The 16045-nt window shown below is 75.4% G+C and carries 13 protein-coding genes and 1 other RNA gene; 6 read left to right on the top strand and 8 right to left on the bottom strand.

Going from position 1 to position 16045, the window contains the following annotated elements; translation table 11 throughout:
- Positions 1-225: 225 nt before the first annotated feature.
- Positions 226-622: RNase P RNA component class A (gene rnpB / locus ACFP3R_RS30615), an RNA gene on the bottom strand.
- Positions 623-847: 225 nt separating this feature from the next.
- On the opposite strand from rnpB, the gene ACFP3R_RS30610 reads away from it, so the two are divergent.
- Positions 848-1405, top strand: coding sequence for an NAD(P)H-dependent oxidoreductase (locus tag ACFP3R_RS30610; protein WP_380641052.1), 558 nt, complete (start codon positions 848-850; stop codon positions 1403-1405).
- Here the strand turns inward: ACFP3R_RS30610 and ACFP3R_RS30605 are convergent.
- The 6 genes from ACFP3R_RS30605 to ACFP3R_RS30580 form a co-directional block, all read right to left on the bottom strand.
- On the bottom strand, positions 1402-2586 hold the full coding sequence (locus tag ACFP3R_RS30605; protein WP_380641050.1) for a bifunctional RNase H/acid phosphatase: 1185 nt from the start codon (positions 2584-2586) through the stop codon (positions 1402-1404). The genes ACFP3R_RS30610 and ACFP3R_RS30605 overlap by 4 nt on opposite strands.
- The gene (locus tag ACFP3R_RS30600) at positions 2583-3320 is read right to left on the bottom strand and encodes a zinc ribbon domain-containing protein (protein ID WP_380641048.1); all 738 of its coding nucleotides are present in this window, start codon (positions 3318-3320) and stop codon (positions 2583-2585) included. Before ACFP3R_RS30600 ends, ACFP3R_RS30605 begins: the two co-directional genes overlap by 4 nt.
- Positions 3317-4441, bottom strand: coding sequence for a Nif3-like dinuclear metal center hexameric protein (locus tag ACFP3R_RS30595; RefSeq protein WP_417750604.1), 1125 nt, complete (start codon positions 4439-4441; stop codon positions 3317-3319). The genes ACFP3R_RS30600 and ACFP3R_RS30595 overlap by 4 nt, the downstream gene beginning before the upstream one ends.
- Before the next feature lie 14 nt (positions 4442-4455).
- Positions 4456-5499: an Rv2231c family pyridoxal phosphate-dependent protein CobC gene (cobC, locus tag ACFP3R_RS30590; RefSeq protein WP_380641044.1), complete on the bottom strand. Its 1044-nt coding sequence runs from the start codon at positions 5497-5499 to the stop codon at positions 4456-4458.
- Positions 5500-5628: 129 nt separating this feature from the next.
- Positions 5629-5751: a hypothetical protein gene (locus ACFP3R_RS30585; protein ID WP_380641042.1), complete on the bottom strand. Its 123-nt coding sequence runs from the start codon at positions 5749-5751 to the stop codon at positions 5629-5631.
- Positions 5752-5906: 155 nt separating this feature from the next.
- On the bottom strand, positions 5907-6383 hold the full coding sequence (locus tag ACFP3R_RS30580; RefSeq protein ID WP_380641040.1) for a hypothetical protein: 477 nt from the start codon (positions 6381-6383) through the stop codon (positions 5907-5909).
- 316 nt (positions 6384-6699) lie between these two features.
- On the opposite strand from ACFP3R_RS30580, the gene ACFP3R_RS30575 reads away from it, so the two are divergent.
- Positions 6700-7263, top strand: a complete 564-nt coding sequence (locus tag ACFP3R_RS30575) for a DUF1349 domain-containing protein (protein ID WP_380641038.1) — start codon at positions 6700-6702, stop codon at positions 7261-7263.
- Between the two features lie 16 nt (positions 7264-7279).
- On the top strand, positions 7280-8089 hold the full coding sequence (locus ACFP3R_RS30570; RefSeq protein WP_380641036.1) for an SURF1 family cytochrome oxidase biogenesis protein: 810 nt from the start codon (positions 7280-7282) through the stop codon (positions 8087-8089).
- Here ACFP3R_RS30570 and ACFP3R_RS30565 read toward each other — a convergent pair.
- Entirely contained in the window at positions 8016-8999 is a 984-nt protein-coding gene (locus ACFP3R_RS30565; protein ID WP_380641034.1) for a cobalamin biosynthesis protein, read from the bottom strand. The genes ACFP3R_RS30570 and ACFP3R_RS30565 overlap by 74 nt on opposite strands.
- A gap of 52 nt (positions 9000-9051) precedes the next feature.
- Between ACFP3R_RS30565 and ACFP3R_RS30560 the strand changes: the two genes are divergently transcribed.
- Genes ACFP3R_RS30560 through ACFP3R_RS30550 form a run of 3 tightly spaced genes read left to right on the top strand, consistent with a single transcriptional unit; the run spans position 9052 to position 16012 of the window.
- On the top strand, positions 9052-10530 hold the full coding sequence (locus ACFP3R_RS30560; RefSeq protein WP_380641032.1) for a DUF2397 domain-containing protein: 1479 nt from the start codon (positions 9052-9054) through the stop codon (positions 10528-10530).
- Positions 10530-11699: a TIGR02678 family protein gene (locus ACFP3R_RS30555; protein ID WP_380641030.1), complete on the top strand. Its 1170-nt coding sequence runs from the start codon at positions 10530-10532 to the stop codon at positions 11697-11699. Before ACFP3R_RS30560 ends, ACFP3R_RS30555 begins: the two co-directional genes overlap by 1 nt.
- Positions 11696-16012, top strand: a complete 4317-nt coding sequence (locus ACFP3R_RS30550; protein ID WP_380641028.1) for an SbcC/MukB-like Walker B domain-containing protein — start codon at positions 11696-11698, stop codon at positions 16010-16012. Before ACFP3R_RS30555 ends, ACFP3R_RS30550 begins: the two co-directional genes overlap by 4 nt.
- Positions 16013-16045 lie beyond the last annotated feature (33 nt).

Raw genomic sequence — 16045 nt, 5'->3', positions numbered from 1 at the left:
CGTCACTTCTGTAACGCGGCGGGTCGAGGGAGGATCTACAGGCGGAGCGGTGTGCCCTCGGGCGGTCGGGGTGCTCCCGGTCGGGTGCTCCACTGTGGAGGGTTCCGGCGGGTGCGGGGAACCGAAGTACCGGCCCTGTTCCGCCAGGCCACGGCCAACCCGAGCGCGCCCGCCCGAACGCATCCCCGCGCGCCGGGTTTCCGCGCCGGGTTCCGGGTGTGGGGGCGGATGAGCCGGCGTGTAAGCCGGATTCTGTTCCCGGGGGCCTCGCGGCGCTCCCGTTCGGCGGCCATCCATCTCGGCCTGCCGTTGCCGACAGGCTCGTGCGGCCTACCCGCAGGCATCGGACGGGCAGTCCTCGAACGCCTGCGCAGGTGCCCGGGGGCACCCTCTTGGCCTTGCTCCGGGTGGGGTTTACCTAGCCGCCCCCGTCACCGGGGGCGCTGGTGGTCTCTTACACCACCGTTTCACCCTTACCCCGGCTCGCACCGGGGCGGTCTGTTCTCTGTGGCACTGTCCCGAGGGTCGCCCCTGGTTGCCGTTGACAACCACCCTGCCCTGTGGAGTCCGGACTTTCCTCGGCGGCGGGAAACCCCGCCGACGCGGCCGCCCCGCCGACTCATCCGCTCCGACCAGCCTAGTCGGCCCGCTCCCAGGCAGTGGAACCAGGGCGGTCGAACCTTGTTCGACCGGACCACGGCTGCTCTACTCGAAACATGCCGGGAATAGGGGTGCTCACCCGCCGTCGACATGTCGACTTCGGCCGCACGGCCGCCGCGATCTGTTGTCGCTGACGATTTTACCTCGTATCCCGATCCTTTTTTCGCACCGAAAGGTGTTCGCGCCCATGTCCTCTGTCCTGGTGATTTCCGGCAGCCCCTCCCCCGGGTCCCGGACCGGCATCCTCGTCGCCCGCGTCGAGGAGCTGCTGCGGGGGTCCGAGCACGACGTCCGCACCGTGCACGTCCGCGAGCTCCCGACGTTGTCCCTGCTCACCGAGGACCTGCGGGACCCGGAGATCGGGGACGCGGTCGCCGCCGTGTTGCGCGCCGACGGCATCGTGGTGGTCAGCCCGGTCTACCGGGCCGCCTACAGCGGCCTGGTGAAAGCCCTCCTGGACCTGTTGCCGAAACGCGCGCTGCGCGGTCGCGCGGTGCTGCCGCTGGCGACCGGCGGCAGCCAGGGTTTCCTGGTGGCGATGGACTACGCGCTCAACCCGCTGCTCGCCGGGAAAGGCGCGGACAACGTGCTGCGCGGTGAATTCGTCCTCGACGGCGACATCACCGGCGACGTGGTCGAACCGAAAGCCGACGACGCCGTGCGCGGCGCGGTGGAGCGGTTCGCGCACGCCGTCTCGGAAGCCCGGTTCCGGCGTGCGCGCCCGCGCCTGCGGGTGGCGGGCTAGGCCAGGTGGGAGGTGTCGTTGACCAGCCGCACGGAGGCGTGCCCGTCGGGGTAGAACTCGACCACCGACAGCGACGCGAGATCCAGGTGGAGCCGGAACAGCAGTGACGGGCCGACGTCCAGCGCGGTCCGCAGCAGCTGCTTGATCGGCGTGACGTGGCTGACCACGACGACGTCCGCGCCGCCGTAGCGGGCGATGAGGTCGGTCTTGACCCGCCGCACGCGCCGCAGCACCTCGTCGAAGCTCTCCCCGCCCGGCGCGGCCACGGCCGGGTCGGACAGCCACCGCCGGTGCAGCCCGGGGTCGCGCTCGGCGGCCTCGGTGAAGGTCAGGCCCTCCCACGCGCCGAAGTCGGTCTCGATCAGCCCCTCGTGCGTGGTCGCCTCCGCGCCGGCGGCCTCGGCGACGGCGCGCGCGGTCTCCCGGGCCCTGGCCAGCGGCGAGGACACCACCGCGGCGACGTTCGCCAGCCCGCCCAGCCTGCGGGCGGCGGCCTCGGCCTGCCCCCGCCCCACCCCGGTCAGCGGCGGGTTGCCGCGCCCGGAGTAGCGGCGGGCCACCGACAGCTCGGTCTGCCCGTGCCGCAGCAGGTGGAGGCGGGTCGGTTCGCCGACCGCGCCGGTCCACGACGCGGGCGGCGCCTGCGCCGTCGCCCCGACCCCCGGACCCGTCTCCCCGGGCTGTCCGGGCTCCGGTCGCCGCGCCACGCCGGTCCGGTCACCCGTGGCCCGGTCGTCTGTGGCCCGGTCGCCCGTGGCCCGGTCGCCCGTGGCCTGGTCGTCCATGGCCTGGTTGGCCAGCCGGTCGGCGCGCTTGTTGCGCTCGCGCGGAATCCACTCGTAGCCGACCCGCTCGAACTCCCGGGCCAGCTCGCGGGCCCGCGCGAACAGCGGCTGCATCGCCGGGTGCTTGACCTTCCAGCGCCCGGACATCTGCTCGACCACGAGCTTGGAGTCCATCCGCACGAGCACCTCGGCGGCGCCCACCTCGGCCGCCGCGCGCAGGCCCGCGATCAGGCCCTGGTACTCGGCGACGTTGTTGGTCGCCACGCCGAGCCCGGCGGACCGCTCGGCCAGCACGTCGCCGGCCGCGGAGAGCACCACGGCGCCGTAGCCGGCGGGTCCGGGGTTGCCGCGCGATCCGCCGTCGGCCTCGACGACGACCTTCCCCGCTCCGGTCACAGGCCGGATTCCCCCGTGCGGACCATGATCGCGCCGCACTCCTCGCACTGCACGACCTCGTCCGCCGCGGCCTCCTTGACCTTGGCGAACGCGTTGCGGTCCAGCTCGATCCGGCACGCGCCGCAGCGGCGGGACCGGAGCAGCGAGGCCCCGATGCCCTTGTGCGCGCGGACCCGGTCGTAGAGGGTCAGCAGCGGCTCGGGGAACCGGCCGACCATCAGCCTGCGGTCGGCGGTGCGCTTGGTCTCGGTGGACTCCAGGTCGGCCAGCGCGGAGTCGCGGCGCCGGGCCGCGTCCGCCATCGCCTCCTGCGCCTTGTCCAGCTCGACGCGGGCGTGCTGCGCGTCCGCCTCGACGGCCTCCCGGCGCTCCATCAGCTCCAGCAGGTCGTCCTCCAGCGCGGCGCGGCGGCGGCCGAGGGTGGCCAGCTCGTGCTCCAGGTCGGTGAGCTGCTTGGCGCCGACCTTGCCGCCCTGGAGCAGCACGCGGTCGCGTTCCTCGCGGGCCCGGACCTGCTCGATCTCGGTCTCCTGCCGCCGGACCTCGCGGTCGAGGTCGCCGAGGTTCGTGCCGACGGTGGTCAGCGCGTCCTGCTTGGCCCGCAGCACCTTCTCGGCCTCGGCGATCTCGGCCAGCTCGGGCAGCGTGCGGCGGCGGTGGGTGACGCGCGCCAGCTCGGCGTCGACCTCGGCGAGGTCGAGCAACCTGCGCTGCACTGCGGGCTCGGCTTTCACTGGGCTCCTCCTGTTCGGCTCGTCGCGCCGACGGTCCACGGGTCGGTCCGGCGGGTCGAGACGACGACCTCGACCGTACCGCCGAGGGCCGCGCGCACGACGCCGGCCGCCTGCGCGCACCACGGCCACTCGCTGGCCCAGTGCGCCACGTCGACGAGCGCGGGTCCGCCCGCGGCCAGGTGCTCGCCCGCCGGGTGGTGGCGCAGGTCCGCGGTCACGTAGGCGTCCACGCCCGCCCGCGCCGCGGCGGACAGGTAGCCGTCGCCCGCGCCGCCGCACACCGCGACCCGCCGCACCGGCCGGTCCGGGTCGCCCGCGGCGCGCACGCCCCACGCGGTGGCGGGCAGGGCGTCGGCGACGCGTCGGGCGAACACCCGCAGCGGTTCGGCGGCGTCCAGTTCGCCCACGCGGCCGATGCCGGCGCCCGACGGCAGCTCCGCGATCTCGTTGAGGTTGAACGCGACCTCCTCGTACGGGTGGGCGGCGCGCAGCGCGCGCACGACCTCGGCGCGGCGGCGGCGCTCCAGCACCACCTCGACGCGCGTCTCCGGCAGCCGCCGCAGCTCGCCGACCTCGCCGTCGGCGGGGCGCGCGCCGGGCAGCGGCCGGAACCGGCCGGTGCCCTCGACGGTCCAGGCGGCCTCGCGGTAGTCGCCGAGGGCGCCCGCGCCGGCGGCGTGCAGGGCGTCCAGGACCCGCTCGACGTGCGCCGCGGGCGCGTAGGTGGCGAGCACGTCGAGCTGCCGGGCGGGCGCGGGCGACAGCGGCCCGGTGACCCGCAGGCCCAGGGCCCCGGCCAGCGCGTCGGACACGCCCGGGTCGGCGATGTCGGCGTTGGTGTGCGCGGTGTAGAGCGCCACGCCCGCGCGGATCAGCCGGTGCACCAGCGCGCCCTTGGGGTCGTCGGCGGGCACGCCGGTGACCCCGCGCAGCATCAGCGGGTGGTGGGCCACCAGCAGCTGCGCGCCGACCTCCAGCGCCTCGTCCACGGTGGACTCGACGGGGTCGACGCAGAACAGCGCCCTGGTCACCGGTTCGGCGCGGTCGCCGCAGACCAGGCCGACCGCGTCCCACGACTCGGCGGTCGCCGGCGGGTAGGCCGCCTCCAGCGCGGCCAGCACGTCCCCGAGCGTCGTCACGCGTCCTCCAGCACCACGCGCAGCGCGTCCACCAGCACCGCGAACTGCTCGGGCGCGCGCACCGCGACCCGGATGTGGTCGGGGGTCAGGCCGGGGAAGGTGTCACCGCGCCGCACCGCCACCCCCTTGTCCCGCAACGCTTGCCGCACCCGCGGCCCGTCGGGCACGCGCAGCAGCACGAACGGCGCGGCCGGCGGCACGACCACCAGGTCGCCCAGCCGCGCCACGGCCAGCGACGTGTGCTCGCGCGCCTCCCACGCCAGCTCGTCGGCCTCGGCCACGGCCTCCGGCGCGCAGCACGCGGTCACCGCCTCCAGCACCAGGCTGCCCACCGGCCACCGCGGCCGGGTCGACGACAGCCGGGCCAGCAGCTCCGGCGCGCCCAGGAAGTAGCCCGCGCGCAGCCCGGCCAGGCCCCACGTCTTGGTGAGGCTGCGCAGCACCAGCAGCCCGTCCAGGTCGCCGCGGCCGGCCAGCGAGGCGGGTTCGCCGGGGATCGCGTCGGCGAACGCCTCGTCCACCACCAGCACCCGGCCCGGCCGGGCCAGCGCCGCGACCACCTCGGCCGGGTGCAGCACGGAGGTCGGGTTGGTCGGGTTGCCCAGCACCACCAGGTCGGCCTCGTCGGGGACCAGCTCGGGCCGCAGCCGGTAGCCGTCCCCGGGCCGCAGCGCCACCCGCGCCACGGGCACGCCCGCGTCGCCCAGCGCCACCTCGGGCTCGGTGAACGACGGGTGCACCACCGCGGCCAGGCGCGGGCGCAGGTCCGGCAGCAGGGCGAAGCCCTCGGAGGCCCCGTTGAGCACCAGCACCTCGTCCGGCGACCGGCCGTGCCGGGCCGCGACGGCCTCGCGGGCCCGCAGGTCGGCGGCGGCGGACGGGTAGGAGCCGAGGGTGTCCAGGGCCGTGACCAGCCGGTCGCGCAGCCAGCGCGGCGGCGCGGGCGCCCGCACGTTCACCGCGAAGTCCGCGAGTCCGGGCGCGGCGTCGACGTCCCCGTGGTGGCGCAGCAGCGCCCGACCGGGGTCCTGGCTGGTCATCGCCGGGAGTCTAGGCGATCTGCGAGGCCGCCCGGTCGAGGTGGGCGCCCGGGAGCTCGCGCGGCACGCCGAGGGCGTCGGCCGGGACCGGCGAGGGCAGGTAGGGGGAGACCGGTCGGGGGAACCCGGTCAGCCGACCGCGGAGACCAGCGAGGCGAACACGGCGAACAGCACCACGGCCGCGCTCAGCACCAGGTGCGCGAACGAGGGCACCTCGCACACGGCCAACCGGCACAGCGACGGCTCGTTCACCGGTCCCCGGCCTTCCGCGGCCGACCGGGTGAACCCGCGCGGACGGGCTTCCCCACATTGGACGTACGAACGTGGCGGACGACACAGGTATGGGACATGCGCGTTCCTTCCCCGACATTCCATATGCATTGTCGTCGGAATTGAACGCCCGTACGTTACCCGTTCTCGCGCTTTCGCAGGCTTTCCTCCGCGGCAGACAGGAACCGGGCCCGGTCCTGCCTGGCGCGCTGCCTCCGCCGCCGCTCCCGCACCCCCGTCCGCACGTCGTCGACCTGGAGACCCGCCGCCTCGCGGTAGAACTCCCCCTCGAACCACCACCACGACCGAATGCCGTGCCGGGCAATGCGCACGGGCTGTTCCCGCTGCGACACGTCCAGTGACGAAAAGTCGGTCACCAGCTGCGGCGGGCACCCGGTGCCGACGAAGAAAAGTCTTTTCCGGAACAAGAAACCACGATCGGTGAAGAATCCGGCGTTCGGGTCGGGGGCCAGCCCGCCGGGCGAGGCCACCGGCCGGGGCCGCGCGAACGCGGGCGTCTCCGGCCACGACCGGCGCCACAGGGTCACCGCGACGGCCGCCCCGGCGACCACCCCGACCGCGAGCAGCACGACGAAGACCACGACCCCGGACATCGAACAATCCCCCCGCGCGAACCGGTCGGTCCGAAGGGTCCCGCGTGCGCGCCCGTGACGTCCGCCGACCCCACCCGGAGCGCGCGACCCGGCAGGCTCCGCTGCCGCGGGCCCGCACGTGACCCTTCATCCGCACCGGCAACATCTGCCGTTCCCCCGTGGCCGCGATCATATTCGGGGAGCACCCGGGGTGGACGTCCCGGACCCGTACTACGGCGACGAGGCCGGGTTCGGCCGCGTGGTCGAGATGGTGGAGGCGGCCGGGGTTACGCCCAACAGGCGTTGGCAGCGGCCCGCGCGCTGACATGATGGTCCGATGGGGATGCGACTGTTCGGCCACGAGGACTGGCGCTGGATCAACGAGCCCCGCTCCTGGTCCGCGGAGGCCGGCCTGACCGTCACCGCCGACCCGGACACCGACTTCTGGCGCACCACCCACTACGGGTACGACCGCGACTCCGGGCACCTGCTGGGCGTCCCGGTGATCGGCGACGCCACCTTCACCGCCTCCTTCACCGCCGACTACGCCGCCCAGTACGACCAGGCGGGCATCGCGCTGCGCCTGGACGAGCGCAACTGGATCAAGGCGGGCGCCGAGCTCGTGGACGGCGAGTTCCAGATCAGCACCGTGGTGACCAGGGACTTCTCCGACTGGTCGGTGGTGGGCGTGGCCCGCGCCGACCGGATGACGATCTCCGCGGTCCGGGAGGGCGACGCGGTGACCATCCGCTACGGCCTGGGCGACGACGAGCCGGTCACGCTGCTGCGCCTGGCCTACTTCCCGCCCGACGTGCCCGCCCTGGTCGGGGTGATGGCGGCGGCTCCGACGGGAGGCGGTTTCACCGCCCGGTTCGACCGGATCCAGGTCACATCGGCCTAGGGCTTACCGTGGTGGCGTGCGGTTGAGGTTCCTGTTGCGTCCTGGCTGGCTCGCGCTGACGTTGACGGTCTGGGTGTTCGCGGGCGCGTGCTTCGCGCTGCTCGCGCCCTGGCAGTTCGACCGGGACGCCGAACGGGACGCGCAGAACAGCGCCGTCACCACGGCCGTGCGCACCGACCCGGTGCCGGTCGAGGGGCTGCTGGACCGCCCCAACACCGACTTCGAGTGGCGCCGGGTCTCGCTCACCGGCCGCTACCTGCCCGAGGGGCAGGCGGTGGCGCGGCTGCGAACCGTGCAGGGCGAGGCCGCGTTCGAGGTGCTGACCCCGTTCGAACTGGCGGGCGGCCGGGTCGTGCTGGTCGACCGCGGTTACGTGCGGCCGGTCAACGGCATCCGGGTGCCGGCGCTCAAGCCCCTGCCCACCGGGACCGTGACGCTGGTCGCGTGGACCCGCGCGGGCGAGTCGGACGACCGGGACGCGTTCGCCGAGGACGGCCACCGGCAGGTGTACGCGATCAACCCGGCCGTGGTGGGCCGGGCGGCCGGCCTGGACATCCGGCCGGGCTACTTCCAGCTCACCGAGGACCAGCCGGGCGTCGAGGGCGCGCTGCCGCTGCCGAAGCTCGACGCCGGCCCGTACTTCTCCTACGCGCTCCAGTGGATCGCGTTCGGCGCGATGGCCCTGGCCGGCTGGCTGTACTTCACCGTCCGCGAGGTGCGCCCCGGCGGGGCGCTGCACGAGGGGCCGCGCCTCAGGCGGAAGTCCGTCGCCGAGATGCTCGCCGAGGACGAGGCCGCGGCAGACGAGGCCGCACCAGCGCGATGAGCGCGGTCACGGCCGCCGCCGCCGCGCCGACCACCCGCGACAGCTCCACCGCCCGCGTCACGTGGCCCGCGTCGGGGTTGCGGCCGTGCCCGAGCACCGGCCGGTCCTCCGCGCCGTGCGCGTACACCGTGCGCCCGCCCAGCCGGATCTCCAGCGCGCCCGCGAACGCCGCCTCCACCTGGCCGGCGTTCGGGCTCGGGTGCGCCGCCGCGTCCCGCCGCCACGTCCGCCACGCCTCGCCCGCCGACCCGCCGACGACCGGCGCGCCCACCGCGGTGAGCAGCGCCGCCAGCCGCGACGGCAGCAGGTTCGCCACGTCGTCCAGGCGCGCCGCGGCCCAGCCGAACCGCAGGTAGCGGGGGTTGCGGTGGCCGATCATCGCGTCGAGGGTGTTCACCGCCCGGTAGCCCAGCAGGCCGGGCACGCCCGCGACCGCGCCCCAGAACAGCGGCGCGACCACGGCGTCGGAGGTGTTCTCCGCCACGGACTCCACGGTGGCCTTGGCCAGGCCCATGGTGTCCAGCCTTGAGGGATCGCGCCCGCACAGGCCGGGCAGCCGGTCGCGGGCCGCCGCCAGGTCGCCGGCGTCGAGCTCGCGGCCCATCGCGGTGCCCTCGTCGGCCAGCGACGCCCCGCCGAGCACCACCCACGTGGCGGCCGCCGTGGTCAGCGCCCGCACCACCTGATCGCGCCCGGCCAGCCGCTCGACCGCGACGCCCGCCACGACGGCGCCGCCGACCAGCACGGCCACGTGCGCGACCCCGGCCGCCCGGTGGTCGCGGTACAGCCCGCGCTCCAGCGCCGACGCCGCCCGCCCGAACCCCGCCACCGGGTGGTACCTCCGCGGATCGCCGAGCACCGCGTCCGCGGCCACCCCCAGCACCAGCCCCACAGCCCGCCCCAGACTCACAGGGGCACGGTAGCCCCGGAGCCGTCGGCGCCCGGCACTAGGGTGGGCAGGCGTGGAACCAGCCCGCCTGAAGCTCTACGCGTACCTGGACGCGCGCGACCACCAGCGCACGTACCTGGCGATCATGCGGCTGTTCACCTCCACGCTGCTGGCCGACCTGTCCGCGGGCGAGGTCGCGGGGGCGCTGGCCGGCGCCGAGCGCGAGGGCCGGGTCGAGCCCGGCGAGTCGCAGATCGAGAACGTCATCAAGCGGCTCAGGCAGCTGGTCGAGTGGGGCAACCTGGTGCAGGGCCGGCGCGAGGTGGTGGCCTCCAGCATCGCCGAGTTCCGGCACGGCAGCGTGCGCTACCAGGTCGGCAAGCTCGCCGTGCGGGTGCAGCGCGACGTGGACGAATTGCTGCGCGTGCCCGAGGGGGCGCGCGAGGTGTCGCGGGAACTGCTGCCCGCCGTGGAGCGCGGCCTCGGCCGGCTCGGGCGGACCCTGGCCGAGGCGCTGGCCGGCGAGTCCCGGCGGCCCCGGGAGGAGCTGGCCGAGCAGGTGACCACGCTGTTCCTCCAGCACGCCGAGCTCGCCGCCACCGTGCGCGACTTCTACGCCTACCTCGGGCAGGTCGTGACCCGCCACCACCTGGCGCCGGAGGAGATCTCCGGGTTCCGCAACCTGCTCGTCGAGTACATCCAGGCGGTCGTGGAGGACGTGCTGCGCCACACCCCCGCCGTCGCCGCCGGACTGGCCCGGCTCAACACCTCCCGCGACGGGCTGCTGGGCCTGCTCGGCCGCGCCGACCTGGGCGACCGGGTCGAGCGGGCGCGCGGCCGGTCGGCCGAGGACTGGCAGGAGCTGACCGACTGGTTCGTGGACCGCCCGGGGCGGCCCAGCCAGGTGACGGCGCTGCGCGAGGCCACCGCGCGGGCCATCGGGTCGCTGCTGGCCAGCGTCAAGCGGGCCACCTCGGGCGGCGGGCTGCTGCCCGGCAGGCGCGCCGAGCTGCTCAGGCTGGCCGGGTGGTTCGACCGGGGCGACGCGTCCAGGGGGCACCGGCTGTACGCGGCGGCGTTCGGCCTGCACTCGGCCCGGCACGTGTCCCCCGAGCCGGAGCACGACCGCGACGACGAGCGCACGCCGTGGCGCGACGGGCCGGTGGTGGACGTGCCGGTGAGCGTGCGCAGCCGCGCGGACCGGGCCAGCCGCGGCCGCGCGTCGCGCATCCTGGACGACCCGATGACCGAGCAGTCGCTGCTGGCCGAGGCGCGCGAGGCCGACGAGCGGCGGGCCGCGTCCGTGGCCGAGCTGGCCGGGGCGGCGCCCGCGCTGGCCACGACGACGCTGTCCGGCGAGGCGCTCGGCGTGCTGTGCGAGCTGCTCACACTGGCCATGGCGCAGCGCGACACCGCCGACGACCCCGGCTCGGCCACCGACCCCGTGCGCGGGCTGCGCGTCACCGTCTCCCCCGCCGCCGGGCGGGTCACCCGGATCAGGTCCGCCGCGGGCACCCTCACCCTGCACGACTCCGCGCTGGTGCTCGACTGATGTTCGACGGCCTCTCCGAGATCGACGCGGCCGACGTCGTGCGCTGCGCCCGCACCCTGCTGCGGCGGCCGCTGCTGCGCGCCGACGGGCCGGACGGCGAGCTGGTCGTGCTGGTCCACCGCCACCGCGTCACGTTGCAGAACCTGTTCGCGCGCCTGCTGGGCTACCGGCTGGTGGTGGAGCGGCGCTTCGCCCGGCTCCACAAGTCGGGCCCGGTGGACGACGACTCGCGCGGCGTGCCCGGCATGTCCCCGCGCGGCTACGCCTACCTGGCGCTCACCCTGGCGGTGCTCACCGGCATCGGCCGGCAGGCGCTGCTGTCGCGGCTGGTCGCCGACATCCGCGCGGCCGCCGCCGAGGCCGGGATCGCGGTCGTCGACGACGTGGCCGACCGGCGGGCGCTGACCTCCGCGCTGCGGCACCTGGTGTCGCTGGGCGTGCTGCACGAGACCGAGGGCACGGTCGACGTCCAGACCGAGGCGCTGATCACCGTCGACACCGACCTGCTCGGGCAGCTGCTCACCGGCCCGGTCGCCGAGGCCACGTCCCCCGAACGGCTGGTCGAGCTGGCCGCCCGGCCCGGCCCGCGCGGCGTCGAGCACGCGGTGCGGCGCAGGCTCGTGGAGAACCCGGTCGTGCTCTACGCCGACCTGCCGCCCGAGCAGGCCGACTGGCTGCGCCGCCACCAGCGCAAGGAGTCCGCGCTGCTGGAGACGTGCTTCGGGCTGCGCACCGAGCGCCGCGCGGAGGGCGTGCTGGCCGCCGACCCCGAGGACTACCTGACCGACCTGCACTTCCCGGGCGCCTCCACGGTCGCGCGGATCGCCCTGCTGGCGCTGCCCGAGCTGCTGGAGGCCCCACCGGGCGCGGACGGGCGGCACCCGGTGGCGGCGGCCGACCTGCGGGCGCTGTGCGCGCGGCTGGTCGAGGACCACCCGACGGCCTGGTCCCGGCAGTTCACCGACGACCTCGACCGGCTGGTCGACGAGGTGCTGGAGCTGCTGCGGCGCACCGGCCTGGCGGTCCCGACCGGGGACGGGTGGCGGCTCAACCCGGTCGCGCACCGCTGGGTCCCCGTGCCCGACGGCGCCCCGGAACGCGAAGCGGAACAACCGGCGACCGCACCGGCGGAGCCGGGCTGGTCGCTGTTCGACGAGGAGATCGCGTGAACAGGTGGCGGCTGCACAGGGGCGGCATCGTCAACATCTGGCAGTACACCGAGCAGGTGTTCGACTTCTCCGGCGGGCGCGCGATCTTCCAGGGCACCAACGGCTCCGGCAAGTCGCGCACCCTGGAGCTGCTGCTGCCGCTGTGCCTGGACGGCGACCTGCGGCAGGTCGGCTCCAAGGGCTTCGACACGGTGTCGCTGCGGCGGCTGATGCTCGACGACTACGACGGCGGGCCCAACCGCGTCGGGTACGCGTGGGTCGAGCTGACCCGCGACCCCGGCGAGTACCTGACCTGCGGTCTCGGCGTGAAGGCGTCCAAGACGTCGCAGGCCATCACCGACTCGTGGCGGTTCATCACCCCGGCCCGCGTCGGCCACGACCTCTCCCTGACCGCCGACCGCACCCCGCTGGCCCCGGCGCGGCTGCGCGAGCTGATCGGCGCGGACTGCGTGCTGGAGGAGGCCGCGTTCCGCGCGAAGGTCGCCGAGCGGGTCTACGGCGTCCCCGCCGCCCGCTACGGCGACCTGCTGCACCTCCAGCGCACCCTCCGCAACCCCGACGTCGGGCTGAAGGTGCTGGAGGGGCAGCTGGAGCAGATCCTGTCCGACGCCCTGCCGCCGCTGGACCAGGCCGTGGTCGAGCAGCTGGCCACGTCGTTCGACGACCTGGAGTCGATCCGGGAGAACATCACCCGGTTGTCCACCGCGGACGCCGCGCTCGGCACGTTCCTCAAGACCTACTCGGACTACGCGTTCGGGGGCCTGCGGGCGGCCTCGGACAAGCTCGGCGCGGCCGAGGAGGACGTCCGCAGGCTGGAACGCGGATCGGCCCGGCTGTCCGCGTCGCTGGCGGGCGCCCTGGCCGGGCGGGCGGCGGCCGAGCACTCGCTGACCTCGCTGGAGGTGGCGGAGCAGCAGGCCGAGGAGACCATCGGCGCGCTGAAGGAGCTGCCCGCCTTCCGCGACCTCCAGGACCTGCGGACGCGCGAGAAGCTGGTGGCGGAGAAGCGGTCGTCGGCGGTCGCGGCGCTGGAGGTGGCGGGCAGGCAGCGGTCCCAGGAGGACGGCGCGGTCGACGGCGTGCTGCGCCTCCGGCGGCGCCTGGCCGAGGACCTGGGAACGGCGGAGGAGCTGGTCGAGCCGCTGCGCCACCACCTGCGCACGGCCGGTCTGCCCCTGTCGCCGCCCGAGGTGCCGCGCCTCGGCGTCGTCGAGGCGGAGACCCGCACGGAGTCCGTGCGCGCGAAGCCCGACCCCGAGGCCGAGCCGCTGCCCATCGAACGCCGCGTGCCCCCCGCCGTGGCGGACCTGCCCCTGGGCCCCGCCGCGGCGGGCACGGCGGAGATCGCCTCGGCGGCCAGGCAGCGCCGGGCCCTGGCGCTGGCCCTGGCCGAGGAGGCGGCGGCCCTGGACGAGGCCCGGCGCCGGCTGGACGCGCTGCACCAGACCGAACGCGACGCCCGGCGGTCGGCGACCGAGGCCGCGCTCCTGCGCGACGAGGAGGCGCGCGAACTGGCGGAGGTCGCCCAGGCGTGGCTGGCGGAGGTGGACGCGTGGCGCACCTCCGGCCCGCTCGCGGACACGCGACCCCCCGACCCCCTGCCCTTCCCGCGGTCGGTGGACCCGGCCGCGGCCCGAGCCCTCACCGGTGCCGCGCGCGACTGGGTGGGCCCCCTGGTGTCGACCGCGAGGGACCGCGCCCACACCGACGCGCGGCGCAGGTCGGAACTGGCCGAGGTGATCAACGGTCGGGACGCCGAACTGGCGGCCCTGCGCTCCGGCACGTCCCGCGTGCCCGAGCGGTCCAGGTTCGTGTCACCCGACCGGGAGGTTTCGACGGGCGCGCCGTTCTACCGCCTGGTTGACTTCCACCCGTCGGTGCCGGACGAGGAGCGAGCCGGCCTCGAAGCGGCCCTGGAAGCCTCGGGCCTCCTCGACGCCTGGGTCACACCTTGGGGTGAAGATGGCCCGGAAATGTACGGAAACACCGTCACCGATCATCGGTTGAGAGAATCGGACGCCGAAACCACCCCGGAACCCACCACCACACCCCACCCGACCCAACCCCACCCGACCACCAACGCCACGGCCACCACGGTCGCAGCCACAGCCACAGCCAGCCCAGCCACCACCAGCCCAGCCGCTACCCGGACCCCAGCCGACCCCCGCACCCCGGCCGACCCCCACCCACCGACCGACAGCACCCCGGCCGACCCACACCTCCCGGCCAACAGCCCCCCGGCATCGACCCCAGCCCCGGCCCACGACGTGTACGCGGTAGCGAGCGAGCCGGCACCGGCCCCGTCGTTGGCGTCGGTGCTGGTGCCGGCAGTCGAGCCGGACTCGCCGGTGCCGGCCCGGACCGTGGCGGACCTGCTCGCCTCGGTCTCCCTGGGCCAGGGCACGTTCGCGGTCACCCCCACCGGCCGGTGGCAGGCGGGCGTGCTGACCGGGACGTGGCACAAGGACGCGGCCGAGTTCATCGGCGCGGGCGCCCGCGAAGCCGCGCGGCAACGCCGGATCGCCGAGCTGGAGGACGAGCTCGCGATCCTGCGCGCCGACCTGGGCACGGCCGAGTCGGACCTGGTCGCCGCGCGCCGCCTGGTCGAGCAGTGGGAGGCCCACCTGGAGCGCTTCCCCGCCGACCGCGACCTGGTCACCCGGCACGGCCGCCTCCAGGGCGCCCAGGAGTCCGCCGACCGCGCCGCCCGACGCGCGGAGCAGTTGCGGGCCGAGCTGGCGGAGGCCGAGGCCCGCAGCGAGGCTGCGCGCGCCGCCCTGGTCCGGCAGGCCGGTGACGCCGGGCTGCCCGCGACGACCGAGGGGCTCCGCGAAGCACGCGCCGCGGCCGCCGAGGCGCAGCGCACCGCGGACCGGTTGGGGGACGTGCTGGGGCGCCAGTGCCGGGGCACGGTGGCGGACCTGACCGACGCGGGGCACCGGTACCACGCGGCGGTGGAGGACCGCGTGGCCGCCGAGGCCGAGGCCGAGACTCGGTGCCGGGACTACGCGACCCAGGCCACGGCGCTGGCCGAGCTGACCGACGCCATCGGCGGCGAGGCCCGCGAGGTCGCGGATCAGCTGTCCACTGTGGAGCGTTCGCGGCGGGAGATGCGCGTCGAGATCAAGCGCGTGCGCGAGGACGTGACCGCCGCCCGCGAGCAGGCCGCGAAGCTGTCGGCCCAGCTCGACACGGCGACCGAGCAGCTCGGTGGGGCGCGCGAGTCCTCGACCCGCGCCGCCGAGCACTTCCGGGCGGCCGTGCGGGCGCCGGGTGTGCTGGTGGCCGCGTTGCCGGACGTGTCCGCGGACGAGCCCGTGGACGTGACCTCCGTGCGCGCCGCGCTGGCCACCGGCGACCGGCGCGGCGCGAGCGAGTCGACCGTGATCGCCAAGCTCCAGGCGTTGCAGACCTCGCTGGCGGGCAGCCACGACATCGCCGCCGACCAGCACGCGGGGCTGCTGACGGTCATGGTCACCGGCGAGGAGGGCGCCCGGCCGGTCGCCACCGCCGCGCGCCGGGTGACGGCGAGGTTGGCCGAGCAGCGGGGTTTCCTGGACGACCAGTACCAGCGGATCTTCGCCGACTACCTGATCCGCGACCTCGCCGAGTGGCTGCGCGGCCAGGTCGCGGTGGCCGAGGACCTGTGCAGGAGGATGAACGAGGTCCTCGCCCGGGCCAGGTCCAGCCAGGGCGTGCACGTCAAGCTGACGTGGAAGTACTCGGCCGCGCTGGACGACGAGACCCGCGCCGCCCTGGCCCTGGTCCGCCTGCCCTACGCGGAGCGCGACGCGGAGCAGGACACGACGTTGCGGAAGGTGTTCACCGAGCGGATCGAGCAGGAGCGGGACACCCGGAGCGGCAGTTACGCGGAGGTGCTGGCCAGGGCGCTGGACTACCGGACGTGGCACCAGTTCACCGTGACGGTCGCCGACACCGGGCCGGACGGCGGGCCGCGCGAGCGCCGGTTGCGCCAGCTGTCGTCGGGTGAGACGCGCCTGATCTCGTACGTCACGCTGTTCGCGGCGGCGGCCTCGTTCTACGACGCGGTGAGCGGCGACTTCTCGCCGCTGCGGCTGGTGCTGCTGGACGAGGCGTTCGAGCGGCTGGACGACCCGACGATCGCGCGCATGCTCGGCCTGCTGGTGGACCTCGACATGGACTGGGTGATCACCTGGCCGAGTGGTTGGGGTGTGTCGGACAGGATTCCGCGCATGCACATCTACGACGTGTTGCGCCCGCGCAACGGTCGCGGTGTCGCGTGCATCCAGACGACCTGGGACGGTGCCGCGCTCGACCGCGTCGACCCGTGACCCGATCGGGCGGGGTCCGGAAGTGCGGAGTCG

It is taken from the genome of Saccharothrix lopnurensis (assembly GCF_042658445.1).
Classification (GTDB): domain Bacteria; phylum Actinomycetota; class Actinomycetes; order Mycobacteriales; family Pseudonocardiaceae; genus Actinosynnema; species Actinosynnema lopnurensis.
This window is presented reverse-complemented; position numbering and strand designations above follow the sequence as displayed.

Coding starts and splice junctions, on each gene's coding strand:
- ACFP3R_RS30610 (WP_380641052.1), top strand. CDS start 848: ATGTCCTCTGTCCTGGTGATTTCCGGCAGCCCCTCCCCCGGGTCCCGG.
- ACFP3R_RS30575 (WP_380641038.1), top strand. CDS start 6,700: ATGGGGATGCGACTGTTCGGCCACGAGGACTGGCGCTGGATCAACGAG.
- ACFP3R_RS30555 (WP_380641030.1), top strand. CDS start 10,530: ATGTTCGACGGCCTCTCCGAGATCGACGCGGCCGACGTCGTGCGCTGC.
- cobC (WP_380641044.1), bottom strand. CDS start 5,499: ATGACCAGCCAGGACCCCGGTCGGGCGCTGCTGCGCCACCACGGGGAC.
- ACFP3R_RS30580 (WP_380641040.1), bottom strand. CDS start 6,383: ATGTCCGGGGTCGTGGTCTTCGTCGTGCTGCTCGCGGTCGGGGTGGTC.